The 22722-nt window shown below is 69.3% G+C and carries 23 protein-coding genes, 3 tRNA genes and 1 pseudogene; 13 read left to right on the top strand and 14 right to left on the bottom strand.

What is annotated here, in order from left to right; genetic code table 11:
• Positions 1 to 101: 101 nt before the first annotated feature.
• The 9 genes from ACIBKY_RS36780 (at position 102) to rpmG (ending at position 5113) form a co-directional block, all read left to right on the top strand.
• On the top strand, positions 102 to 1112 hold the full coding sequence (locus ACIBKY_RS36780) for a GH25 family lysozyme (RefSeq protein ID WP_397104119.1): 1011 nt from the start codon (positions 102 to 104) through the stop codon (positions 1110 to 1112).
• Between the two features lie 160 nt (positions 1113 to 1272).
• Positions 1273 to 1806 (top strand): C40 family peptidase, encoded by a 534-nt coding sequence (locus tag ACIBKY_RS36775; protein WP_397104117.1) that lies wholly within the window; start codon positions 1273 to 1275, stop codon positions 1804 to 1806.
• 69 nt (positions 1807 to 1875) lie between these two features.
• Positions 1876 to 2079, top strand: coding sequence for a transposase (locus ACIBKY_RS36770; RefSeq protein WP_397104115.1), 204 nt, complete (start codon positions 1876 to 1878; stop codon positions 2077 to 2079).
• 31 nt (positions 2080 to 2110) lie between these two features.
• Positions 2111 to 2527, top strand: a complete 417-nt coding sequence (locus ACIBKY_RS36765) for a hypothetical protein (protein WP_397104113.1) — start codon at positions 2111 to 2113, stop codon at positions 2525 to 2527.
• Positions 2524 to 3186, top strand: coding sequence for a two-component system response regulator CseB (gene cseB / locus ACIBKY_RS36760; protein WP_397104111.1), 663 nt, complete (start codon positions 2524 to 2526; stop codon positions 3184 to 3186). The genes ACIBKY_RS36765 and cseB overlap by 4 nt, the downstream gene beginning before the upstream one ends.
• A complete protein-coding gene (locus tag ACIBKY_RS36755) occupies positions 3183 to 4520 on the top strand; it encodes an ATP-binding protein (RefSeq protein WP_397104109.1) in 1338 nt (445 codons plus the stop codon). Before cseB ends, ACIBKY_RS36755 begins: the two co-directional genes overlap by 4 nt.
• A 51-nt stretch (positions 4521 to 4571) precedes the next feature.
• Positions 4572 to 4647, top strand: a tRNA-Thr gene (locus ACIBKY_RS36750).
• A 157-nt stretch (positions 4648 to 4804) separates the two neighbouring features.
• Positions 4805 to 4878: transfer RNA gene (locus ACIBKY_RS36745), tRNA-Met, on the top strand.
• A gap of 70 nt (positions 4879 to 4948) precedes the next feature.
• Positions 4949 to 5113: a 50S ribosomal protein L33 gene (rpmG, locus tag ACIBKY_RS36740; protein ID WP_101786011.1), complete on the top strand. Its 165-nt coding sequence runs from the start codon at positions 4949 to 4951 to the stop codon at positions 5111 to 5113.
• 515 nt (positions 5114 to 5628) lie between these two features.
• Here rpmG and ACIBKY_RS36735 read toward each other — a convergent pair.
• Positions 5629 to 6123, bottom strand: coding sequence for a flavoprotein (locus tag ACIBKY_RS36735; protein ID WP_397104107.1), 495 nt, complete (start codon positions 6121 to 6123; stop codon positions 5629 to 5631).
• Between the two features lie 95 nt (positions 6124 to 6218).
• Between ACIBKY_RS36735 and ACIBKY_RS36730 the strand changes: the two genes are divergently transcribed.
• Entirely contained in the window at positions 6219 to 6689 is a 471-nt protein-coding gene (locus ACIBKY_RS36730; protein WP_397104105.1) for an NUDIX hydrolase, read from the top strand.
• Here ACIBKY_RS36730 and ACIBKY_RS36725 read toward each other — a convergent pair.
• The 3 genes from ACIBKY_RS36725 to ACIBKY_RS36715 all read right to left on the bottom strand — a co-directional run bounded on the left by ACIBKY_RS36725 (position 6664) and on the right by ACIBKY_RS36715 (position 10197).
• Positions 6664 to 8145, bottom strand: a complete 1482-nt coding sequence (locus ACIBKY_RS36725) for a hypothetical protein (RefSeq protein ID WP_397104103.1) — start codon at positions 8143 to 8145, stop codon at positions 6664 to 6666. The two genes, ACIBKY_RS36730 and ACIBKY_RS36725, sit on opposite strands and share 26 nt — an antisense overlap.
• 32 nt (positions 8146 to 8177) lie before the next feature.
• Positions 8178 to 9029: a zinc metalloprotease HtpX gene (gene htpX, locus ACIBKY_RS36720; RefSeq protein WP_397104101.1), complete on the bottom strand. Its 852-nt coding sequence runs from the start codon at positions 9027 to 9029 to the stop codon at positions 8178 to 8180.
• A gap of 676 nt (positions 9030 to 9705) precedes the next feature.
• Positions 9706 to 10197: a YajQ family cyclic di-GMP-binding protein gene (locus tag ACIBKY_RS36715; protein ID WP_184958497.1), complete on the bottom strand. Its 492-nt coding sequence runs from the start codon at positions 10195 to 10197 to the stop codon at positions 9706 to 9708.
• Between the two features lie 227 nt (positions 10198 to 10424).
• Here ACIBKY_RS36715 and ACIBKY_RS36710 point away from each other — a divergent pair, with 227 nt between their 5' ends.
• Both ACIBKY_RS36710 and ACIBKY_RS36705 read left to right on the top strand, forming a co-directional pair.
• Positions 10425 to 10757 carry a cupin domain-containing protein gene (locus tag ACIBKY_RS36710; protein ID WP_397104099.1) on the top strand — a complete coding sequence of 111 codons (333 nt, stop codon included), beginning with the start codon at positions 10425 to 10427 and terminating at the stop codon, positions 10755 to 10757.
• Positions 10758 to 10847: 90 nt separating this feature from the next.
• Positions 10848 to 10929: transfer RNA gene (locus ACIBKY_RS36705), tRNA-Tyr, on the top strand.
• 139 nt (positions 10930 to 11068) lie between these two features.
• On the opposite strand, the gene ACIBKY_RS36700 is transcribed toward ACIBKY_RS36705, so the two are convergent.
• The 9 genes and pseudogenes from ACIBKY_RS36700 to ACIBKY_RS36660 form a co-directional block, all read right to left on the bottom strand.
• Complete coding sequence (locus ACIBKY_RS36700) at positions 11069 to 11212, bottom strand: hypothetical protein (RefSeq protein ID WP_379615318.1); 144 nt, start codon at positions 11210 to 11212, stop codon at positions 11069 to 11071.
• Positions 11213 to 11224: 12 nt separating this feature from the next.
• Positions 11225 to 11671: a hypothetical protein gene (locus ACIBKY_RS36695; protein WP_397104097.1), complete on the bottom strand. Its 447-nt coding sequence runs from the start codon at positions 11669 to 11671 to the stop codon at positions 11225 to 11227.
• Between the two features lie 13 nt (positions 11672 to 11684).
• A complete protein-coding gene (locus ACIBKY_RS36690) occupies positions 11685 to 12533 on the bottom strand; it encodes a hypothetical protein (protein WP_397104096.1) in 849 nt (282 codons plus the stop codon).
• Positions 12534 to 12891: 358 nt separating this feature from the next.
• On the bottom strand, positions 12892 to 14400 hold the full coding sequence (locus ACIBKY_RS36685; RefSeq protein ID WP_397104094.1) for an NADH-quinone oxidoreductase subunit N: 1509 nt from the start codon (positions 14398 to 14400) through the stop codon (positions 12892 to 12894).
• Positions 14397 to 16016 (bottom strand): NuoM family protein, encoded by a 1620-nt coding sequence (locus ACIBKY_RS36680; RefSeq protein ID WP_397104093.1) that lies wholly within the window; start codon positions 16014 to 16016, stop codon positions 14397 to 14399. Before ACIBKY_RS36680 ends, ACIBKY_RS36685 begins: the two co-directional genes overlap by 4 nt.
• Complete coding sequence (locus tag ACIBKY_RS36675; protein ID WP_397104091.1) at positions 16013 to 17944, bottom strand: NADH-quinone oxidoreductase subunit L; 1932 nt, start codon at positions 17942 to 17944, stop codon at positions 16013 to 16015. Before ACIBKY_RS36675 ends, ACIBKY_RS36680 begins: the two co-directional genes overlap by 4 nt.
• Positions 17945 to 18156: 212 nt before the next feature.
• A pseudogene (gene nuoK, locus ACIBKY_RS36670) lies at positions 18157 to 18441 on the bottom strand (NADH-quinone oxidoreductase subunit NuoK); the annotation flags it as partial.
• Entirely contained in the window at positions 18441 to 19034 is a 594-nt protein-coding gene (locus ACIBKY_RS36665) for an NADH-quinone oxidoreductase subunit J (RefSeq protein ID WP_397104089.1), read from the bottom strand. The gene ACIBKY_RS36665 and the pseudogene nuoK, both read right to left, overlap by 1 nt.
• Complete coding sequence (locus ACIBKY_RS36660) at positions 19031 to 20278, bottom strand: 4Fe-4S binding protein (RefSeq protein ID WP_397104087.1); 1248 nt, start codon at positions 20276 to 20278, stop codon at positions 19031 to 19033. Before ACIBKY_RS36660 ends, ACIBKY_RS36665 begins: the two co-directional genes overlap by 4 nt.
• A 208-nt stretch (positions 20279 to 20486) precedes the next feature.
• Here ACIBKY_RS36660 and ACIBKY_RS36655 point away from each other — a divergent pair, with 208 nt between their 5' ends.
• Positions 20487 to 21671 (top strand): serine/threonine-protein kinase, encoded by a 1185-nt coding sequence (locus ACIBKY_RS36655; protein WP_397104086.1) that lies wholly within the window; start codon positions 20487 to 20489, stop codon positions 21669 to 21671.
• 106 nt (positions 21672 to 21777) lie between these two features.
• Here ACIBKY_RS36655 and ACIBKY_RS36650 read toward each other — a convergent pair whose 3' ends face one another.
• Positions 21778 to 22719: an NADH-quinone oxidoreductase subunit H gene (locus ACIBKY_RS36650; RefSeq protein WP_397104084.1), complete on the bottom strand. Its 942-nt coding sequence runs from the start codon at positions 22717 to 22719 to the stop codon at positions 21778 to 21780.
• Positions 22720 to 22722 lie beyond the last annotated feature (3 nt).

The raw sequence follows: 22722 nt of genomic DNA, 5'->3' as shown, positions 1-22722 counted from the left end.
CTGGGATTTCAAGAAATTTCGGTGATGCCCCAGTGGAGCGGTTGCGGGGCCTGCCGTACTCCGCGAAAATCTTGGCCTCATCGGTGAAAAGAGGACCCCTCGTGAAGCGTGTTCTGGTGGCCGCGGCGCTCGCCGCGGTCGGTTACGGCGCGAACGCGTTACCCGCCCAGGCCGTCAACGGCGTGCCCGGCGTCGACGTCAGCAATTGGACCGGCGAGGTCGACTGGGCGAGTGTCGCGGCAGGTGGCGCGAAGTTCGCGTTCGTGATGGCCAGCGAGGGCGGCGACTTCGTCAGCCCCACGTTCTCCGCCCAGTTCGAGGGTGCCGCCGACGCGGGACTGATCCGCGGCGCGTACCACTTCGCCCAGCCACACGAGTCGGACGGCGCCGCCCAGGCCGAGTACTTCGTGCAGAACGGCGGCCGCTGGGCCGGCGACGGCATCACGCTGCCGGGTGTGCTCGACCTGGAGGACAACCCCTACAAGGACCGCAACGGCAAGGACAACTGCTACGGCCTGTCCCCCAAGGACATGGTCACGTGGGTCAAGGACTTCACGAAGCGCTACCACCAGCGCACCGGCCGCCAGGCGATCATCTACACCACGACGAGCTGGTGGAAGACGTGCACCGGCGACTCCGCCAAGTTCAAGGCCAACCCGCTCTGGCTGGCCCGCTGGGGCAGCGATCCGGGCGAGCTGCCGAAGAGCTGGGAGAGGCACACGTTCTGGCAGTCGGCCGACAAGGGCACGCTGGCCGGTGGGCAGAACTCCTTCAACGGCAGCGAGTCCGAGCTCAAGGAGCTGGCCATCGCGGCGGTCGAGCTGACGGTGTCCGGCCAGGCGAAGAGCCGCCGCTCGTACACGATCACGATCGCCAACACCGGCCCGCACCCCGCGGGCACGATCAAGATCTCCGGTCGGGCGTACGGCGGGCAGAAGGTCGTCAAGGCACCCGGCTGCAAGTTCAGCGGCACGGCCGTGAAGTGCACGGTGGCCAAGCTGAACCGGGGACAGAAGGTGCGGCTGACGTTCACCACCAAGGCGCCGGCCAAGGGAAGCGTGGGGATGCGCTTCACGGTCGGAACGATGGAGCTGGACCTGAAGGCCCGCTGACCGCCACGATCTCCCCGCGCTGACCGCCAAGATCTCCCCGCGCTGACCGCCAGGATTTTCCTCGCGCTGCCCGCCAGGTTTCCTCGCGCTGCCCGCGCGGCCTTGCGGCTTTTGGGTGAGGATATATCCCGACTTTCCCTATTAACGGAGGCGTGGGCGGGTGTCGGGACGGCTACGGCGGGGACTGCTGCCCGCGCTTGCCCTGGTCCTGCTGCTGGCCACCGCCTCCGCGCCCATCAGGGAGTGGGTGGCGCCGGACATCGTCCGGCTCGCCTACGAGATCGAGCGCAAGGACATCACCTACTCCTGGGGCGGCGGGCACGCCGACGAGCCCGGCCCGTCGAAGGGCACCTGCCTCGGCTACAAAGGCAAGATCCGGCCCTGTCCCGCCGCCAGGACCAAGGGGCTGGACTGCTCGGGGTTCACGAGGTGGGTGTACGCGCTCGCGCACGGCTCCGACGTGCTCGGTCCCGGTAACACCGACGACCATGTGCGGCGCATGTACCGGGTGAAGAAGCCGCAGCCCGGCGACCTCGTCTATTTCGGGAAAATCACGAAAAAGCGCATCAAGACGCACCACGTCGGGATCTTCCTCGGGAACGGGAAGATGATGAACGCCCCCGAGACCGGCGCCGAGGTCCGCCTCGACGACATCGCCGACAAGAAGGGCTTCGCCGGCTACTACCGGTTCTGACGCACGATGCCCAGGAGGCATGAGTCGCTGCGTGAAAATTGAGAGTCCTGAGGTCTACTCTGTGCCGCTATGGACAGGCGATGGGTGGGCCCCCGCGGCTACGAGGTCGTCCCCGCCACGCGGGCCGGCCGCCAGGTGCTCCGGATCCGGCGCAACGGCTGGCTGATCGCCGACTGCCTGTCCGTGGCCGACGTCGCCAAGCATGTGGATCTGGCCGAGTTGTGTGAAGTGATCGTGCTACCGATGGACCGCCGTTACAAAGCTGCCGGATAACCGACACAGGCTCCGCCGTAACCTCGTTGACATGCGAAAACAGGCTCTGACACTCCTCGCGCTCGCCCTGACGGCGGCCTGCGGCGCCGCCGGCGGAGTCCGGGTCGAGGGCCCGGCGCCGCCGTCGGAGTCCCGCGGTCCCGTCTACGTCATCGCCTACATGGGCGACGCCCTGCAACGCCCGTCGGACTTCGCGCTCACCGAGTTCAGCGGCATGAACGGCGTGCGCTGGCAGTCGTGGGGCGGCGAGCGCGCCGTGGGCACCGGCGAACTGAGCGGCACCTGGTGCCTGCCCGGCTGCGAGACCAAGGGCTACCCCGCCACGATCACCCTCAGCCGCCTGACGCGGTTGGAGCGCACCGGCTACTACGCCCGCTTCACCGTCACGTCCGGCCACGAGATCAAGGACGACCTGACCGACCAGAAGCTGGAGGTGCCGCCCCGATGACCGACGTCCTGCTCGTCGAGGACGACGCCGTGATCCGCGAGGCGACCCAGCTGGCCCTCGAACGCCACGGCCTGGCCGTACGCACGGCATCGGATGGTCTGTCCGGCCTGTCCGCCTTCCAGCGCCAGGCTCCCGACGTGGCCCTGCTCGACGTGATGCTCCCCCACCTCGACGGCGTCAGCCTGGCCAGGCGCATCAGGCAGGCGGGCGACGTCCCCATCATCATGATCTCGGCCAGGTCCGACGCCATCGACGTGATCAACGCCTTGGAGGCCGGTGCCGACGACTACGTCACCAAACCCTTCGAACTGGGCGTCCTGCACGCCCGCATCCGCGCCGTCCTGCGCCGCGCCGCCGCCGCGAGCACCCCCGCCGTCCTCACGTTCGGCGACCTGACGGTCGACACCCAGTCCATGGAGGTACGGCGGGGCGGCACCCTCCTGTCCCTGACCCCGACCGAGCTGAAGCTGCTGCTGGAGTTCGCGGCGAACGCCGGGATCGTCCTGTCCCGGGACACACTGCTGCAGAACGTCTGGGACTACGCCTGGGAGGGCGACACCCGCGTCGTCGACGTACACGTGCAACGCCTGCGCCACAAGATCGGCAACGACCGGATCGAGACCGTGCGCGGGTTCGGCTACAAGCTGAGGCGCTCATGAGCCTGCGCCTGAAGATCGCCCTGTCGCTGGCTCTCACCGCGGTGGCGGTGGCCACGGCCATCGGGCTCCTCGTCCACCTGCGAACCGCCGACACCCAGCTCGACACCGCGCGCCGTACTCTCGACGCCCAGTTCCAGTCGCTGCTGGCCCGCCAGGCGGAGGGCCAGGACGCCGGTCTGACCGTCGGGCCCGTCCCCGGGCCGCTGTCCCGCGAGATCACCACCCGCCCCGTTCGCGCCACGTACCTGGACGGCGACACCCTGTGGGCCGCCACCACCCTGGGCGGCAGGATCATCTCCCTGACCCGTCCCTACCACCCCGAGCGGGCCCAGCTCGCCGCACTCGACCGCACCCTGCTCACCTCGGGCGCCCTGGCCGCGGTGGTGGCTTGTCTGGCGGGGATCGCGGTGGCCACGGGCTTGAGCCGCCGCATCCGCCGCGTCTCCCGAACCGCCGCCACCATCGCGTCCGGCGACCTGACCGCCCGCGTCTTCCCGCCCCCGTCTTCCGCCTCCGGCCCAACGCCCGTGGGGCAACCGGTCGTGCCCTTGCCGTCCGGGGAGTCCTCCCTTCCGGGGCGCACATGGCGGGGGGACGAGGTCGTGGCGGTGGGCAGGGCGCTGGACCGCATGGCCGACGCGCTCCAGGCCAGGCTGGAGGCGGAGCGCCGCGTGACGGCCGACATCGCGCACGAGCTGCGCACCCCGGTCACCGGCCTGATGACCGCCGCCGAGCTGTTGCCTCCCGGACGTCCCGGCGAGCTGGTCCGCGACCGCGCCGCCGTACTCGGGAGGCTGGTCGAAGACATCCTGGAAGTGGCCCGCCTCGACGCCCACACAGAGCGACCCGCCCTGGAGCGCCGCCTGCTGAGCGCCCTGGCCCGCCGAGCCATCACCGCCGCCCACGCCCACGCCCACGACAGCATCCTGCCGGAGGCGGCTCCTCCTCCGGCGAGTGACGGCGTGCGGTTGGCGGTGGTGCGGGATGCCGAGGTGGAGACCGATCCGCGGCGGGTCGAGCGCGTTCTGGCCAATCTCGTGGCCAATGCCGTGCGCCATGGGAGTCCGCCGGTCACGGTCACCGTGGACGGCACGACGGTGCGGGTGGAGGATCATGGGAAGGGGTTCCCTGCGGACATGCTGGCCGTACTGCGAGAACATGGTCCTCAGCGGTTCGCCAGCGGTGCGAGCGCCCGCGGGACGGGGGTCGGACTGGGGTTGACGATCGCCGCCGGGCAGGCCCGGATGCTGGGTGCTGACCTGGAGTTCGGCAACACGGGCACGGGCGCCGAGGTGACCCTGAGATTGCCTGGAACCAGTTCGCATCATCGCTGACTGCCGTGTATGGTTACACCTGTCCGCAACGCAGACAGCGCCTGCGGACAGGCCCCTATAGCTCAGTCGGCAGAGCGTCTCCATGGTAAGGAGAAGGTCAACGGTTCGATTCCGTTTGGGGGCTCCAGCTTCACCAGGCCTCACCGGAAGTTTTCGGTCGAGGCTTTTGTTATGAGATCTGTGGTGAGGCATAGATGAGGTCAACCCGCCTGACCAGGTGATGTACGTATGTGCTCCTGAGGTCGGGTATCCTCTACGGGTCCGGGTTGTTTCGCCCGGCTCCAGGCGGAGTAGCTCAGTCAGGCAGAGCAAACGGCTCATAATCGTTGTGTCGCCGGTTCAAGTCCGGCCTCCGCTACGGCCCTTCTCAGGTCACCAGGCCTGGGCACGGGTATGTCCATGTCCCGAACGTAGAAAGGCACTCCCACGTGGCTGCCACCGACGTTAGGCCGAAGATCACGCTGGCCTGCCAGGAGTGCAAGCACCGCAACTACATCACGCGGAAGAACCGGCGCAACGACCCGGATCGGCTTGAGCTGAAGAAGTACTGCCCCAACTGCCGCACCCACCGCGCGCACCGCGAGACCCGCTAGCACTCGGCCGCGGCCAGGCCACCTCCCGATCCGGCCGACCGCGCCTCAGCCGCGATTCCACACGCGGCCCGGGTTCTCCGCAGGGCAGACACTCCTGCAACACACCGCACGAACCGGCACCTCCACCGAGGCGCCGGTTTGTCGCATTTCCACCCCGGCCCACGCGGCGCCTCCCGCATCCCGCTCCACCCGCAGACGCCCAGCCGAACTCCCGGCCTGCCCGCAGACCCCCGCGCCCGCACCCCCGGGCCCGCAGACGCCCCGCGGCCATCCCCGCCCCGTCGCACCCCCGGCCCGCCCGTAGACCCCCCGCGCCCGCCCGTCGCACCCCCGGGCCGCCCGCAGACTCCCTGCGGCCATGCGGGCCCTGGCCTGCGGATTCCCCGCTGTAGGGCGTCGCGGGAGCACGTCGCGACCATCCTCCGGTCAGTCCGCGGACACCGCGCCACCTGTGCCCTTGTGCCCGCGCGCCAAGGCCAGCCACCCACCTGCCCCAGGCCAACGGCCGTACCGGGTCACAGGGGTTGGCTGAGTTCTCTCAGGGCCAGGTCCCAGGGCTGGGTCTGTTGTTCGCCGTCCGATCCCGCCACCACCACGACCCCCTCGGCCCGCAGGCTCTCCACGCTCCGCACGAACGGCGCCCGCGCCGACAATGCCGCGTTGACGAAGGTCAGCACCACTACCGGGATCCCCAGCCCGGGCGCCTCGGCGAGCAGGCCGAGCGCGTACGAGTCGGTCATCCCCTGGGCGAACTTGTTCACGGTGTTGAAGGTGGCAGGGGCGACGATGATCGCGTCGGGCCTGGGCGGCTTGGGTTCGTGGGGTTTGCGGTAGCGGCTGCGTACGGCCCGGCCGGTCTGGAGTTCCAGCGCGGGCACGTCGATGAAGTCCAGGGCCTGCGGGGTGGCGACGATCTGGACGTCCCATCCGGCGTCCTGGGCCAGTTCGACCAGGCGGCCGACGTCCGAGGCGGGCGCGGCGGCGCAGACGATGACGTAGAGGACCTTCACCAGGCCAGGCTAGTTGCCCGTCCGGTTCGCGATGCATCGCCGACCTTGAAGGGCTCGGTCGGCTTACGGGGGAAATGCGGCTTAGGCTGTCGGTCGTGACGAAGATCCCACTGCGTCGGTTCACCGGACGCGTGCTCCCCATCAATGACGAAGGCCGGGTTCTGCTGCTGCACGGGTTCGATCCGGCCGTGCCGGAACGGCCGTTCTGGTTCACGATCGGCGGCGCGGCCGAGCACGACGAGACGCTGCTGGAGGCGGCGGTCCGGGAGCTGTACGAGGAGGCCGGGATCACGGCGCCCGCCGGAGAGTTCACCGGGCCGCTGGCGACCGGGACGATCTCGTTCAACTGGGCCGAGTACGCGATCACGCAGGACCAGACGTTCTTCGCGGTCCGGGTGACCGGCGCGGAAGTCTCGTTCGACCACATGGAGGACATCGAGAAGGACACCACGCTGGGACACCGCTGGTGGAGCGTGGAGGAACTCGAGGCGACCGACGAGGCCTTCTTCCCCGCCGACCTTCCGGCCATTCTCCGCAAGATCACACTGGACGGAGAATCCGGGTAGCTCCGGCGATCAGCGCGGTGGCCAGGATCCATCCGGCGGCGATCAGGCCGTACGCCAGCCCCTGGGTCCAACCGGCCGGATCGAACAACTCCCGCTGCCCGAACGTCGCGATCGGCAGCAGCAGGTCAAAGGTGTACGCGAACGCGTCGAACGCCGGAGCTTCTGAAGGCTTGAGTGCCCTGGGCGGGTTGATGGCGAAGACGACCGTGCCCACGACCAGCAGCAGAACGAACCAGATCGAGGCCAGCCAGGGGCGGTAGCCGTACCCGACGGTGATGTCGAGGAGATTGCCCCAGATACGGCCACTGAGCGGGAAGGTACGGCGGCGCGCCCGCAGCTTGGCCAGCTGGGTACGGCGGGCCAGATGCTCGTTCCCGTCGCGCAGGCACCACGCGGCGAGCTGCTCGTACGGCTGCGGCCGGAAGCCTGCCGGGTCCCGGCCGGCCCAGTCGATGCGCCTGGTGACGCCGCTCCCGCGCAGTGCTTCGTAGACCAGGCCGTTCAGGCGGAGTTTCTCCGGCCAGGTGTCGGGGTCGTCGCGGAGCGTGCCGACGCGGGAGTGGGCGAGGCTGACGACGCCCTCGATGGGTTCGGCGGGCTTCAGGACGAGTTCGCGGACCTCCATGTGGCTGGCGTGGAGCGCGTACGGCGTGTCGGGGCTGTGGATGGCGCCGGTGATCGACAGGGTGCCGTTGATGCGGGCGCCGCGCAGCCGTACGACCCCGAAGGCATGGAAATCGCCCTCGAAGATGTCCTCGACCGTGATGTTGTCGGCGGCCAGCGCGTCCTTGCCGGGGTTGCGGATGGTCGCGTTGCTCATGAACAGGCCGCCGTTGAGCCGTGCCCCGACCAGGCGCAGGCCGCCGGTGATGTCGGCATTGTTGAGGTAGAGGCCGGCGTCGACCACCATCGCGCCCGACCACAGCGCCCACTCCTCCGTGGCGGTGATCTTCGTGCCGCCGAGCCAGAAGCCGCTCTCGAACACCGCCCGCGCCACCCGGACCGTGCCGGTCACGACCGAACCCGACAGGCTCAGGTGCCCGGCCACCCGCATGCCGCTGCCCCGCAGTCCGGGCAGGTGACAGTCGGTGAACCGCAGCGTCTTGGTGGTCGCTCCCGCGCAGTCGACCGGTTCGTCCAGGTGGCAGCCGCTGATCGCGAGCTCATATGCGGTGTTCGCCCCTCTGAGGGCGATCTGGCCGGTGATGCGGGCGCCGCGCAGCCGTACGGCGGGGGCGGTGCCCGCGGCGGGTTCGTGAGCGCCGAGGAGCAGGGCCGAGATCACCTCGCCGCGCACGGTGCGCTCGGGGCCCCATGTCTCGCCGTCCGTGGGCGCGTTTTCGCCGGCGGTGCGACCGGGGCCGGTGATGGGGTCGGCGAACTCGGTCCAGGCGCCCGTCTCGAAGGCCTTCCAGACACGCTGCTCGGCCGCGTTGAGCCGCATACGTAACCCCATGATCCAATTGTGCACCACCGGGTGCCGGAACCTCAGCGCCGATATCCCGCCATTCGCTCCAGCCTCGCCACTCGCTGCGAGGTGGGCGGGTGGCTGGAGAACATCCGGCCGAGTCCCGATCCGCTGAACGGGTTGGCGATCATCAGGTGCGAGGCCGAGGTCAGACGGCTGTTCTCCGGCAACGGCAGTCGCCGGGCGCCCATCTCGATCTTGCGCAGCGCGGAGGCCAGGGCCAGCGGGTCCCCGGTCAGCCGGGCCGCCGATTCGTCCGCCTGGAACTCGCGTGTCCGGGAAATCGCCATCTGCACCAGGCCGGCCGCCACCGGGCCCAGCACCATCATCAGCAGCGCCCCGAGGAACCCGGGGCCCTCATCGTCGTCAGAGCCGCCGAAGAACACCGCGACGTAGCTGACCCAGGTGATCATCGTGGCCAGCGCCGCCGTAACGGACGAGAGGAGGATGTCGCGGTTGTAGACGTGTGACAGCTCATGCCCGATGACCCCACGCAGCTCCCGCTCGTCCAGCAGCCGCGTCAGCCCCCACGTCACGCAGATCGCCGCCCGCCGGGGGCTCCTGCCCGTGGCGAAGGCGTTCGGCTGGGCCGTGGGCGAGATGTACAGCCTCGGCATCGGCTGTCGCGCCTCCGTGGACAGCTCGCGCACGATCTTGTAGAGCGTCGGGTGCTCGACCTCACTGACCGGCCGGGCCCGCATGGCCGACAGCGCGATCCGGTCGGAGAAGAAGTACGCGACCCCGGAGCTCCCCAGTGCCATCAGCAACGCGACCTGCAGTCCGACCCTGCCACCCACCCAGGTGCCCACGACGAGGATCCCTGCCGACAATCCGCCAAGTAGCACGGCAGTGCGCACACCATTGCGACGCAAGGCTCCCCCTTCCGTGGTCTGGGTTCACCAGCTCCAACGTCCATCCCCCACCCCAACGTTCCCGCCCCACCATCCCGCACGCCGTACCGGAAATCTCCCGTTCCCGGACTTGACTGGACATTAGGGACGCTGACCTGCGCAAACCTGCAACCCCAACAGGACCCAACCTCCAGTCAGGGGGTACGGCGAGCAGTCAAGGGGCCTGTCAACAGGGGCATCGCCTGACCAGAGCAGCAGGGCGCGCTTCGGCCGGAGCAGCACGACGCGACCCGCACCCGAAGCGGCGCGAACCTCGGCCGACGCGACACAGCTCGGCACCGCAGGAGTCAGCACGGCCCGGCGCGGGGCCTGTGCGGCGCAGAGCTTGTCCGACGGCGACGCGGGGCCTGTGCGGCGCGGCGCGGGGCCTGTGCGGCGCGGCGCAGAGCTTGTCCGACGCAGCGCGGGCGCTGCCTTGGCAGGCACGGCTTGGCGCGGGGCGGATCGGCGCGTCAGTTGGCTTGGCAGGCGCGGGCTCGGCACGGCGCGGGGCGGCACCCGCACGAGGCGCGGTCGCTCAGCAGGCGGCGCGGCACGAGGCGGGGGCGGGGGCGGGGGCCTCGTGTGGTGGATGGGTGCGCCGTACCTCTGAAGGTGGCGGGTGAGCGGCTCGGGGCACGGTGTGCCCCGAGCGTCGCTAGCGGTAGTTCACGAACTGCAGGGCGACGTCGAGGTCCTTGCCCTTGAGCAGGGTGATGACGTCCTGCAGGTCGTCCTTCTTCTTGGAGCTGACCCGAAGCTCCTCGCCCTGGATCTGCGCCTTGATGCCCTTGGGGCCCTCGTCGCGGATCAGCTTGGAGATCTTCTTGGCGTTCTCCTGGTCGATGCCCTCCTTGAGGGCGATCATCATGCGGTACTCCTTGCCCGACAGCTTGGGCTCCCCGGAGTCAAGGATCTTCAGGGAGAGACCCCGCTTGATGATCTTCTCCTTGAACACGTCGAGGGCGGCGTTGGCGCGCTCCTCGCTGTTCGCCTTGATCTCGATGTTCTGCTGGCCGGACCAGCTGATCGAAGCGCCGGTGTTCTTGAAGTCGAAGCGGTGCCCGATCTCCTTGACTGTCTGGTTCAGCGCGTTGTCGACCTCCTGATGGTCGATCTTGCTGACGATGTCGAATGACGAGTCTGCCAATGCCCGAAACCTCTCAGACGGGCCAAGTCACGGCGGACTCGGCCTTCTTCACTCTCGATAGCCCGCACGGGCGCCGCGGCCCGATAGTCCTTGATAAGCCTGACAAGCCTAGCCAGCATCCGCGCGCGGCGCTCTGCCGGTCAAATGTCGTTTACCCGAGCCTTGGCCGGGGAGAGGGGGGTGAGCTGCGGGAATACCCACGACCAGGATGGTGAGAGGTGGAACCTTTGAACAAGCAGTCATTGACCGCGGTAGCCCGCAACCAGCTCGAAACCGCGCGTGTCGCCTCAAGCGGCCGCTCCGCCACCACCCTGTACGGCGGGCACGAACAGGTCCTACGCCAAACCATGATCGCCTTGGCCGCCGGATCCCGCATGGACGACCACAACAATCCCGGCGAAGCCACCCTTTACGTCGTTTCCGGCCGGGTCAGGCTCGTGTCCGACGGAGTGTCCTGGGACGGGATGACCGGGGACCTGCTGATCATTCCGCAGGCCGTACACGCGGTCGAGGCCGTGGAGGACTCAGCCGTCCTCCTCACCGTCGCGAAGCGCCGCTGACCCGCGACCACAAGCAGGACATTCTGATGTCACGTCCACCTCGAAAGTCCGCTATTCTTCTACCTGTCGCCGCGCAAGCGGGTCTGACAAGGCAGGTTGCCCGAGTGGCCAATGGGAGCGGACTGTAAATCCGTCGGCTTAGCCTACCCAGGTTCGAACCCTGGACCTGCCACACGCAGTACGAAGGGCCTCTGGTCTGCGCCTACGCGCACCAGAGGCCCTTCGCTTTGGTCGGCGGAGTCATGGCCTGCCACCGGCCCGTTGCCGGGCGGCGCCCTCCTGGCCATGGATCCGCCGGTCGTCGCTTGTCGTCAGAACTTGGCCGTGGTCAGCAGCCAGGACTCGACGGTGCCGTCGGGGGCTCCCGCGAGTGCCTCCGACTGCAGGGCGAACGCGGCGGCGCCGCCCACGAGAATGCCGGCGATGATCGTACGACGTGAGACTGATTCGGACATGGGTGTCCTCCGTTAGCGGATCTGTTGACGGATGAGGTTGAGCACGTCGGCGTCAACATGGCCCGCGGCGTGCCGCAGGAGTTCCTGGAGTGTGCGCGATTCGGGGTCGGCCAGCAGGACCATACGCCGATCGGCCGACAGTTCCAGCGCGACGACGCGCGGGGCCACCTTGGCCCGTGCCACGCGGCCGTGCGAGGTGTCCAGTCCGGTCACCTCGATCCAGCGGAAGCCGAGCCTGCCCTCGTCCGGCGGCTTGAGCCCCTCGTCGACCCGCAGGCCGTCCACCGCCGCCACCACCGCGGAGCGCGCGGACTTGTCGAGGGTCCAGCTCGGATTCGGCCGACCGGAGTAAATCTCGACTGTCGCCACGCTCGGCGAGCCGCCCTCGGCGCCAGAATTGCCGCAGGCGAACATGGACAGCGAAACTCCGATCACCGCGAGAACAAGCCGGACAGCCACTGGAACTCCCTGACTAGTTGATAGTGGATCGCGGATTTACCCGGGGATAGATGTACGGAGATCCGTCCACTGTATACGGACCCCGGTTACATGTCACCGGATTGGTAATGGCCAGCCCGGAATTGTCGACGTTCGTCGCCGGCGTGCTTCCTGGTTTGTGTGCCCAGCGTTGGAGGCTGCCGGAGTAATCGGCGATCCGGTGGTAGAAGTGAAAGTCCGTCCCCGGCCAGATGCAGAGATAGCTGACAAACCTGTCGTCGTTGCATGCGCTGGTGTAGCCGTCCCGGAACACCGCCGCCTTGATGTTGGCGATGGTCAGCGTGGTGAAGACGCTGCCGGTGCCGCGGCCGGGCTGCGCGAAGGTGCCGGTGGCGAGGCTGGAGGCGAAGTTGTAGCAGTTGTTCGTGGGACGGCGGGCGCCGTTCCAGAAGGTGTTGAGGTCTGCCCAGGTGGACGACCAGGTCGCGCAGGCCGCGATCTGGCCCGCCGCCCCCGACTCCACTTGTGCCGACGGGCTGCCGATGGTCAGGTCGGCCACGTCGCCGACCTCGGGCGAGATGGTGGCCTGCGCGCCGGGGGTGTGTAACAGCCAGCGTTCCGTGACGTCCGACACCCGCAGGCCGGTGGCCTCTCTGAGGCGGAAGCTCGGTGGCAGGCCGGATGCGGTGAGGCGTTCCTGGCTTGACCGATCGGCGGTCACGACCATTCCGCGATATCCCAGCTTGGACTCGACGTCGTTGACCGGGCGCAGCCCGGAACGATTGGCCTTGAGCCGTTCGATGAGTTCGCGTTCTTCGCGTGCGGTGAGCTTCCAGTGCGGATTCGGACGTCCAGAAAAGACGTCGAGTTCGATGTGGAGCATTGCCTCTCCTCCGCGATCGTTGATTCCACAGAGAAGTTAACAGGCAAGCAAGCACCTGGAAAGACACAAAATTCAGGCCGACGGAGCCGCCGCGGGAAATTCAATTCAAATTGAAACTTCCATTAACCGTACGGCCACATTTGCAAACCCCGCCGAAAAAGGGATGCGCGTTCAAAAATACCTTCCGTCGCGGCGCGCCTTCTCACCATGTGAGACCGCGAACGATGGAGCGGTCCCGTGGCGACCGAGGTGAGCAGGTGTGACGTGGCGGCCGCAGAGTGATCATCGTGGTCGGCCTGTCGCGCGGCGATCCGTGGTTTCGGTCGGCCATTCGCCCCATGCTCGCTATGCCAGGGTGTCAGCCCGTCAGCGTGGTCAGGGTGAGAACCAGTTGCGGGGCCGCGGAGAACAGCACGGCGACCGCAAGGGTGGCGGCGACGGCGATCCAGGTGGCCGGGTGGGTCCGGGCGAGTTCGCGGGCGGGGGCGGTGGCCGGGGTGACGACGCGGGCGGTCCAGGCCACGTAGTAGTACAGGCCGATGACCGTGTTGACGGCCATGACCACCGCCAGCCAGCCCAGGCCGCCCTCGACGATCTCGCGGAAGACCACCACCTTGGCGAACAGCCCCGCCAGGCCGGGCGGCAGGCCCGCCAGGCAGATCAGGCAGAAGGCCAGGGCGATGCCCGCGACCGGGCTACGGAAGGCCAGGCCCCGGTAGTCGTCCAGCTCGTTGCGCGGGGCGCTCCGGGAGACGAGCATGACCACGGCGAAGGCGCCCAGGTTCATGGCGGCGTACAGGACCAAATAGGCCATCGAGGCGGTGATGGCGGCACCCGACCCCGCGGCGATGGCCAGCGGGGCGAGGATGTAGCCGGACTGCGCCACCGAGGACCAGGCGAGCAGGCGTACGGCGGAGCGCTGGCGCATGGCCAGCAGGTTTCCCGCGGTCATGGTCAGCGCGGAGAGGATGGCGATCAACGGGGACCAGGTCGCCGCCTGGCCCCGCAGGGCCACCACGAGGACGAGGATGAGGCCGGCGAACCCGGCGGCCTTGGAGATGACCGACAGGAGCGCGGCGACGGGGATGGGCGCGCCCTGGTAGACGTCGGCGGCCCAGGAGTGGAACGGGACGGCGGCGATCTTGAACGCGAAGCCCGCCGTCACCAGGACCACGCCGACCGCGACCACCGCGGGCAGCGCGCCGGGGGCGCCCGGGGCAGGGAGCTGGCCGCTCAGGGTCGCGGCCAGGCGGTTGAGGTAGACGGTGCCGGTGATGCCGTAGAGCAGGGAGACGCCGAAGAGCATGATGGCGGTCGAGACCACGGACACCACGAACAGCTTCACCGCCGCCTCCGAGCCGCGGCCGTCGTAGCGTCTCAGCGCCGTCAGGGCGAAGACCGGCAGGGAGACCAGTTCGAGCGCGACCACGAGCATGATCAGGTCGCGGGAGGCGGGGAGGGCGACCGCGCCCACGAGGGTGCACAGGAGCAGGAAGTACCATTCGCCGACAGGGATGCCACCGCCCGCGAGTTCGGTCATCGACAACAGCACCACGACGACCCCGGCCACCAGCGCCAGACCGGCGAAGACCACGGTGAAGTGGTCGACGACGAAGGAGCACATGGGGGTCGGACCGGTGTTCAGGGCCTTCGGGACGCAGAACGTGGACAGGCCCTGGGCCGCCGCCGGGGCCTGGGCCACCACGAAGGCCAGGGCGGCGAGCAGGCCGGTCAGCGTGATGAGGCCGAGCGCGGCGCGTACCCGGCGGGTCGCGGGCAGGAAGGCGTCGAGCAGCAGCACCAGGCCCGCCACCAGCGCCAGGATCAGCGGGGCGGCGATGGCGAAGTAGTCGATCGACTGGATCACGACACGACCCCCAGCAGCGCCTCGACGGCGGGTGTGGTGAGCGAGAGCAGGAGGCCGGGCCAGAGGCCGAACAGCAGGATCAGCACGATCAGCGGCGCCCAGGCGGCCATCTCGTGGCCGCGGATGTCGGGCATGCGGGACAGGAGGCCGATCCGCTCACCGGACTTCTCCAGGCGCGTGTCCGCGAGCTCGTCGGACGGGCCGGGCTCCGGTGAGGGCGTGGCCCTGCCGCCCGGCAGTCCGTGGGTCACGCGGGAGAGCATGACCAGGAAGTACGCGGCGGTCAGCACCGCGCCGAGTCCGCCGATGACCATGAACGTCAGGAACAGCGGCCGGGAGAGCGCCTCGGCCGGATCGAAGGCGCCCAGCAGCGCGAGCATCTCGCCCCAGAACCCGGCGAGGCCCGGCAGTCCGAGCGAGGCGATGGCCGCGAACGTCAGCACCGAGCCCAGGTGCGGGAGCGTGGCCAGCATGCCGGTGATCGAGGGCATGTCGGCGGTGGAGTAGCGCTCCTTGATCGCTCCGGCCAGGAAGAAGAGCAGGCCGGTGATGAGGCCGTGGGCGACGTTGGCGAACAGGGCGCCGTTGATGCCCACGGTGGTCAGCGTGGCGAAGCCGAGCAGGACGAAGCCCATGTGGCCGACCGAGGAGTATGCGATCATCCGCTTCAGGTCACGCTGGGCCAGGCAGGCCAGGGAGCCGTAGATGATGCCGACCACGGCCAGCGCGCCCAGCCACGGCGCCAGGGCGGCGGCGCCCTCGGGCAGGACCGGGATGGCGATTCTGGCGAAGCCGTAGGTGCCCATCTTGAGAAGTACACCGGCCAGCAGCACCGAGCCGACGGTCGGCGCCTCGGTGTGGGCGTCGGGCAGCCAGGTGTGCAAGGGCCACATCGGGGTCTTCACCGCCAGGCCGATGCCGACCGCCAGGAACGCCACCACCTGGACGGCCCTGGACATTCCCGCGCCGTGCCCGGCGGCCAGCTCCACCATGTCGAGCGTGCCCGCCTGCGCCCAGATGAGCAGCAGGCCCAGCAGCATGACGACGGAGCCGAGCAGGGTGTACAGGATGAACTTGATCGCCGCCGCCCGGCGGGCCTTGCCGCCCCAGACGGCGATCAGGAAGTACATCGGGATCAGCACGATCTCGAAGAACACGAAGAACAGCAGCAGGTCCAGGGCCAGGAAGGTGCCGATCATGCCGACTTCGAGCACCAGCAGCGTGAACACCAGCGCCCTCGGCCGGCTGCCGCCCGCTCTGGGGCGGAGCAACTGGCCCTGGCCGCGGCCGTCGCCGACGCCCAGGTAGACGAAGCACAAGAACGTCAGCAGGGCGGTCAGCGCGACCAGCGGCAGCGAGATCCCGTCGACTCCCAGGTGGAACCTGAGTCCCAGGCCGGGGATCCACGGCAGGTCGAGGGTGAACTGCATGCGGGCGGCCCGGCCGTACTCGAAGGTCGCCACCATGATCGCGGCTAGCACGAGGACCGCGCCGGAGACCACGAGGCCGTAGAGGCGCAGCGTCCGCCGCAGCGCGGGCGGGGGTGCGAGCAGCACAAGAGCACCCAGCAGAGGTACGGCCAGCAGTGCGACAGGCAGCCAGCTGAGCCCGCTCATGCGAACATCACCGCCCCGACGACGATCAGGAGCACTCCGGCGAGTACGCCGCTGACGTAGAGCTGCACGTTGCCGTTCTGCGCGAGGCGCAGGACCCCCGACAGGCCACGGGCCGTGCGGCCGGAGCCGCGTACCGCGCCGTCCACGACCCGGTCGTCGGTGCTGACCACCAGCCGGGACAGCGCGAGGATCGGGCGGACGAACAGGGCCGCGTAGACGGAGTCGACGTAGAAGGCGCGCTCGCACGGGACGCGGAACGGCCCGAGGACGCGCGCGGGGTCGGCGACCGGATCGCCGCGCCAGAAGGCGTAGACGACTCCGGCGCCGAGCAGTGCCAGCACCACGCTGATCGTGGCCACGCCGACGTCGAGGTGGAGGCCGCCGGCGAAGCCCAGCAGGAGGGCGGGGACCGCGAGCAGGACGATGGGGATCAGCATCGTCGGCGGCGCCTCGCGGGTGTCGACCACGTGCGCCGTGCCGGGCTGCGGCTCGGGCAGGGCGATGGTGCGCGCGGGCCCGAAGAACGTACGCAGCCAGGCGCGGGCCGAATAGGCGCCGGTCACGACCACGGTGGCCAGGGCGCAGGCGTAGAGCAGGAGCGCGGCGGCGTCGGTGAGGGTGGCGGCGCTGACCGCCCCGTCCATGGCCAGCAGGAGGCTGTCCTTGCTGAAGAACCCGCTGGCCGGTGGCAGGCCCATGAGGGCGGCGAAGCCGATCGTGGTCGCGGCGAACGTGACCGGGAGCTCACGGCGCAGGCCGCCCATCTGGCTCATGAGGTTGGAGCCGACGTGGTGGATGACCGCGCCCGCGCACAGGAACAGCAGCGCCTTGAACGCGCCGTGCGTGAGCAGGTGGAAGATGGCCGCGTGGTCGGAGCCCGCGGCCAGGCCGCCGGCCATGTAGGACAGCTGGCTGATCGTCGAATAGGCGAGCACGCGTTTGAGGTCGTCCTGGGCCAGCGCGGCCAGGGCGGCGCCCAGCATGCCGAGCGCAGCCATGACGGCCAGCACGTCGAGCGTGGGCCCGGCCCCGAGGAACGCGGGGAAGAGCCTGGCCACGATGAAGATGCCGGCGGCGACCATGGTGGCGGCGTGGATCAGCGCGCTGATCGGCGTCGGACCGGCCATGGCGTCGGGCAGCCAGGTGTGCAGCGGCACCTGGGCGCTCTTGCCCGCCACCCCGGCCAGCAGCAGCATGGTCGCCGTGACCAGCGTGGCCGTGGACATCTCGGGCACCTTGGCGAGCACGTCGGCGATGCGGAAGCTGTCCGCCGAGATGCCGAGCACGAAGATGCCGAACAGGAAGCCGACGTCGCCGAGGCGCGTGACCAGGAAGGCCTTCACGGCGGCCCTGGAGTTGGCCCGGTCTTCCCACCAGTGGCCGATGAGCAGGTAGGAGCACAGACCCATGACCTCCCAGCCCACGTACAGGACCAGCAGGTCGCCGGAGTAGACGACGAGCAGCATGGCGCTGGTGAACAGGCTGATGAAGGCGCTGTAGGACGGGTAGCGCCGGTCGTCGTGGAGATAGCCCACCGAATAGACCTGTACGGCCAGCGCCACCAGGGTCACCAGGACGCCGAGAACCCCGGACAGGGCGTCGACCTGGAGGGTCAACGCGATGGGGACCGTACCGGTGACGATCGTGCCGTAGTCGGCGCCGACAGGGCCGGCGGCGCGTTCGGCGAAGAAGGCGAAGCCCTGGGCGGCCGCGAGCCAGAGCGCCAGAGCGGCCGAGACCGCGGTGGGAAGGACGGCGATCCAGGCCGCGCGCCGGTTGCCGCCTCGGTGTGGCCGCTCTTCCGTTTCGGCGCCTCCGGGCCGGCTTGCCCGCGGCCTTCCCGGCCAGCGGGAAAGGAGCAGGCCCGCGAAGGCCGCGAGGAACGGCAGCGCCACGATCAACAGGGGGAACGAGGACGTCGTGATCACGCGTTGCCTCCTCGCCTGGCGGGGTGACCGGGGCGGCCCACGCCGTCGCCCTGGTCGGAGGCGCCGTTGCCGCGCGCCGTGAGCTGGGGTGAGGTGACGGTGCCGAGTTCGGCGGGCTGGTGGTCGTCGGCACGCCCGCCGTTGTCGCCGCCCGCGCCGTTGTCGCCGTCGGCGGTGGTGGCCGGGTCGGCGGGTTCGGCGAGGTCGCGCAGGCGGTCGAGGTCGACGCTCTGGCGGTTGCGGAAGAGCGCGAGCACGATCGCCAGGCCGAGACCCAGCTCGGCCGCCGCGATCACGATGATGAACAGCGTGAGCACCTGACCGCTGTGGAGCACGTCGGCCAGCCACATGTCGAACGCGACCAGGTTGATGTTGACGGCGTTGAGCATGAGCTCGACCGACATCAGCACGAGGATCGTGTTGCGTCTGGCCAGCACGCCGTAGACGCCGATGGAGAAGAGCAACGCGGAGACGACCGCGGGGTACACGATGTGCACTAGGGCCCCCCGGGACCTTCAGCCGGAGCCGGATCGCCGCCGGCCTCGCCCGCGGACGGCGGGGCGCCGCGGATGTCGGTGCGGGACAGGACGATGGCGCCGATCAGCGCCGCGAGCAGGAGCACGGACAGCGCCTCGAACGGCAGCACCCACGTGCTGAACACGCTCGCGCCCAGCTCGCCCGCCGCGCCCTCGCCCGGCTTCAGCGGCGCGTAGGCCGTACGGAAGCCGTCGATCACGACCGTGACCAGGACCGCGGCCGTCGCCAGCGCGACGAGGGCGGCCACGACGCGGTTGCCGCTGTCGAGGTCGGCCGAGCGTCCGATGGGGGCGCGGGTCAGCATGATGCCGAACAGCAGCAGCACCACCACCGCGCCCACATAGATCAGCACCTGCACCCAGGCGACGAACTCCGCGGTCAGCACCAGATAGCCGCCGGCCAGCGCGCCGAAGCAGACGACGAGCCAGAGGGCGGCGTGGACGAGCTGCTTGGTGGTGACGACAAGCAGCGCCGATCCGACGGCCACCGCGCCCAGGAGCAAGAACACGACTTCTTGCGTGGTGGGTGGCAGGAAGGGCGCCGCCTCGGTCACGAATCCTCCTCGGACTCCTGTGTCTCGTCGGGTCGCAGCTGCCCAGGCGGACGGATGGACCGTGGATCGGCCATCCGGCGCCTGCGCGGGCTCGCGGCAGAAGTCTGCTCTCCCGAATCGGACGGCCGCGACGACTCGCCCGAACCTGTGGACAACTCTTCGCCGGACTGCTCGCCTGTGGACAACTGCCCGCCCTCGTCTGCGGGGCCTGTCTCTGGCGCGCCGTCAGGGGGTGCGGGCTTCTCGGGCGTGTCCTGTGCGGGCTCTGCGGGCGTGTCCTGTGCGGGCTTCTCGGGCATGTCCTGTGCGGGCTTCTCGGGGGTACGGCCGGCGGGGTCGGGCAGCGTGCCGGGGGGCCGGATGCCGCGGACGTTGGTCGCCGGCCTGCGCGGACGGCGACCGGCGGGCTCTTCCGCCGCTCCTGTGGACGGTTTGTCTGTGGACACGTCGGCTTCCGGTGTGCCGCCTGTGGACGCATCGGCCTGAGGCGTCTCGGGCACCTTGCCTGTGAGTTTCGCGCCGGTGGACGCTTCGCCGGGAGGCGGCTCGGGCGTGCCTGCGGCCTTCGTGCCCGCGGGCGGTTCCTTGGTGGGCTTCGCGCCTGTGGACGTTGTCTCGGTGAGCGAAGGCTCGGTGAGCGAAGCGTCCGTGGGCGTCACCTCGGGGAGTGAACCCTCTGTGGACGTTTCCCTGGGAGCCGGGCCCTCTGGGGGCGGTTTTCCGGCGGGGGTGTCGCGGGTTCGGCGCGGTGTGGGGGTGTCGGAGGGCGCCGGCCGGGCGGAGGGGCCTGCCGTACCGGATGGGCGGCGTGGGGCCGCGGTCAGTTCCTTGGGAGGCTCCGCGCCCGCGTCGTGGGCGGGCGGCGGCGGGACGGTCTCGACCCATGTCCCGAGCTGCTCCTTCTCGTGGAGAAGGTTGCGGATGTCGCCTTCCGCGTATTCGAACTCGGGTGACCAGAACAACGCGTCGAACGGGCACACCTCAATGCAGATGCCGCAGTACATGCAGAGGGCGAAGTCGATCGCGAAGCGGTCGAGGACGTTGCGCTGGCGGGGGCGGCCGCCTTCCGGTGCGGGGAGCGTCTCCTTGTGGGAGTCGATGTAGATGCACCAGTCGGGGCATTCGCGGGCGCACAGCATGCAGGAGGTGCAGTTTTCCTCGACCAGCGCGATGACGCCGCGGCTGCGGGGCGGGAGGGCGGGTTTGACCTCGGGGTATTGCCGCGTCACGGATCTGCGCAGCATGTGGCGCAGGGTGATGGACAGCCCTTTTGCCAGCCCTACTCCCGGTATCCGCACCATGGTTCAACATCATGACGCACTATGCGTCTGAGGTGAATGAGCCAGACTGTTGTCCCCAGTTTTTCCACAGACATCCACAGGCTGTCCCCGAGTTATCCACAGGCGAGCCGCCCCACCTCGCCCTGTCACCCCCGACCGATAGTGTTCCGGCATGCCACACCCCCACCCCGCCCGCCCCAGCGCCGGGATCTGGGCTGCCTTCGTGGGTTGGGCGATCCTCCCCTTCGTCAGTTGCGGCCTGGCCACTCCGCTCACCATCGGCTTCGCCGCCTTCTGGTTGCGCAGCACCTTCCACGCGATCGCCGCCGTCGTCTACACGGTGTTCGTGGGCTCGTTCCTGATCACCATCGTGGGGTACGAGGAGTTCGAGCAGATACCCGAGCCGATGCGTTCTCTGATCACCATCGGCTTCGGCATCAGCTGGCTGGGCGGCGTGATCCACAGCGGCATCCTGGTCCCCTTCATGGCCAAGGCCCGCGTCAAGCCCCCGATGGACCTTCACCAGCGGGTCACGACCCCCACCTACCATCCGCCGCCCGGCCACACCGGCTTCCAGAGCCAGCCGGGACATCCCGGCTGGATCGGGCCGTACCGCGTTCTCCATCTGCTGGGCCGCGGCGGCCAGGGCGCGGTGTATCTGGCGACCGCGCCCAACGGCAACCGGGTAGCGGTCAAGGTCCTGCACGATCTGGTGGACGAGACCGCCCGCGCGCGCTTCGCCCGCGAGGTCGACTCGGCGCGCAGGGTGGCGACCTTCTCCACGGCCAGGCTGCTCGATGTCAACATCACCGGCCGGCACGCCTACATCGTGAGCGAGTACGTCGAGGGACCGTCTCTGGAACAGCTCGTCAAGAAGCACGGCCCGCGCGATCAGGACAGTCTGGTACGGCTCGCGTTATCCACAGCCGGTGCATTGGCGGCCATCCACAAGGCGGGCGTCGTCCACAGGGACTTCAAGCCGAGCAACGTCCTGATCGGCTCGGACGGCCCCCGGGTGATCGACTTCGGCATCGCCAGAGCGCTGGATCAGGTCACGGTGACGCAGGGGAAGATGGTGGGGACGCCGCCGTACATGTCGCCCGAGCAGTTGACGGGGGAAGCGGTGGGCCCGGCTTCGGACGTGTTCAGCTGGGCGGTGACGATGGTGTTCGCCGCCACGGGGCGTCCGGCGTTCGGCGAGGACACGGTTCCGGCGGTGTTCAACAGGGTGCTCACGGTTCATCCTGATCTGTCGCCGCTGCCGCCCGCGTTGCGCGGGGTCATCGGGTCGTGCCTGAACAAGAAGCCCGAGGAGCGGCCGTCGGCCTCTGACGTGATGCTGGCGATCGTGCACTGACCGGGCGCGGGCTACGCGGTGACGTCGGCGGACAGGGCCAGATATGCGCGGTGGTGAGGCTGCGGATGGCGCCGCACGACTGGGCGGCTGACCGAGCGCGACTCGCTCAGAGCAGGACCTTCACGACCCCCGTCAGCGCCAGCTGGACCAGGGCCAGCGGCACCAGTCCGATCCAGGCCAGCTTCTGCAGCTGGTCCTCACGCAGCCGGGGGAAGCTGACGCGCAGCCAGATCACCACGAAGGCCAGCAGGAACACCTTGATCAGCGTCCAGATCCACCCGGCCAGGAAGGGGCCGTGCCAGCCGCCGAGGAACAACACGGTGGTCAGGAAGGAGAGCACGACGATGCCCGCGTACTCGGCGAGCATGAACAGGGCGAAACGCATCCCGGTGTACTCGGTCATCGGACCCATGATGATCTCGGACTCGGCGATGGGCATGTCGAACGGCGGGCGGCGCAGCTCGGCGAGACCGGCGAGGAAGAAGACGACGCCGCCGATGGCCTGCCACGGCAGCCACCACCACTGCCACTGGTCCAGGATGCCGGGCAGCGAGAGGGTTCCGGCGGCCATGGCGACGGAGGATGCGGCCAGCACGAGCGGCAGCTCGTACGACATGAGCTGGGCGGCCGAGCGCATGCCGCCGAGCACGGAGTACTTGTTGGCCGAGGCCCACCCGGCCATGATCGAGCCGAGCACGCCGATGCCCATGACGGCCAGCACGAAGAACAGGCCGAGGTCGAGGTTGACGCCGAAGCCGTTCTTGTCGATGGGGATGACGATCAGCACGACGAGGTACGGCACGAGCGCCACGCCGGGGGCGATCATGAAGACGCGGCGGTCGGCCGCGGCCGGGATGACGTCTTCCTTCTGGGCGAACTTGACCCCGTCGGCGATGAGCTGGGCCCAGCCGTGGAAGCCCCCGGCGTACATGGGCCCGAGCCGTGACTGCATGTGCGCCATGACCTTGTGCTCGGTCTGTCCGATGATGAGCGGCAGGAGCAGGAACACCGCGAGGATGGCGGCGAAGCGCAAGATCATGTCAAGCATGTG

Source organism: Nonomuraea sp. NPDC050394 (assembly GCF_044459065.1).
Classification (GTDB): Bacteria; Actinomycetota; Actinomycetes; order Streptosporangiales; family Streptosporangiaceae; genus Nonomuraea.
The sequence above is the reverse complement of the archived record's forward strand: the minus strand, read 5'-3'. Positions and strand labels throughout refer to the sequence as shown.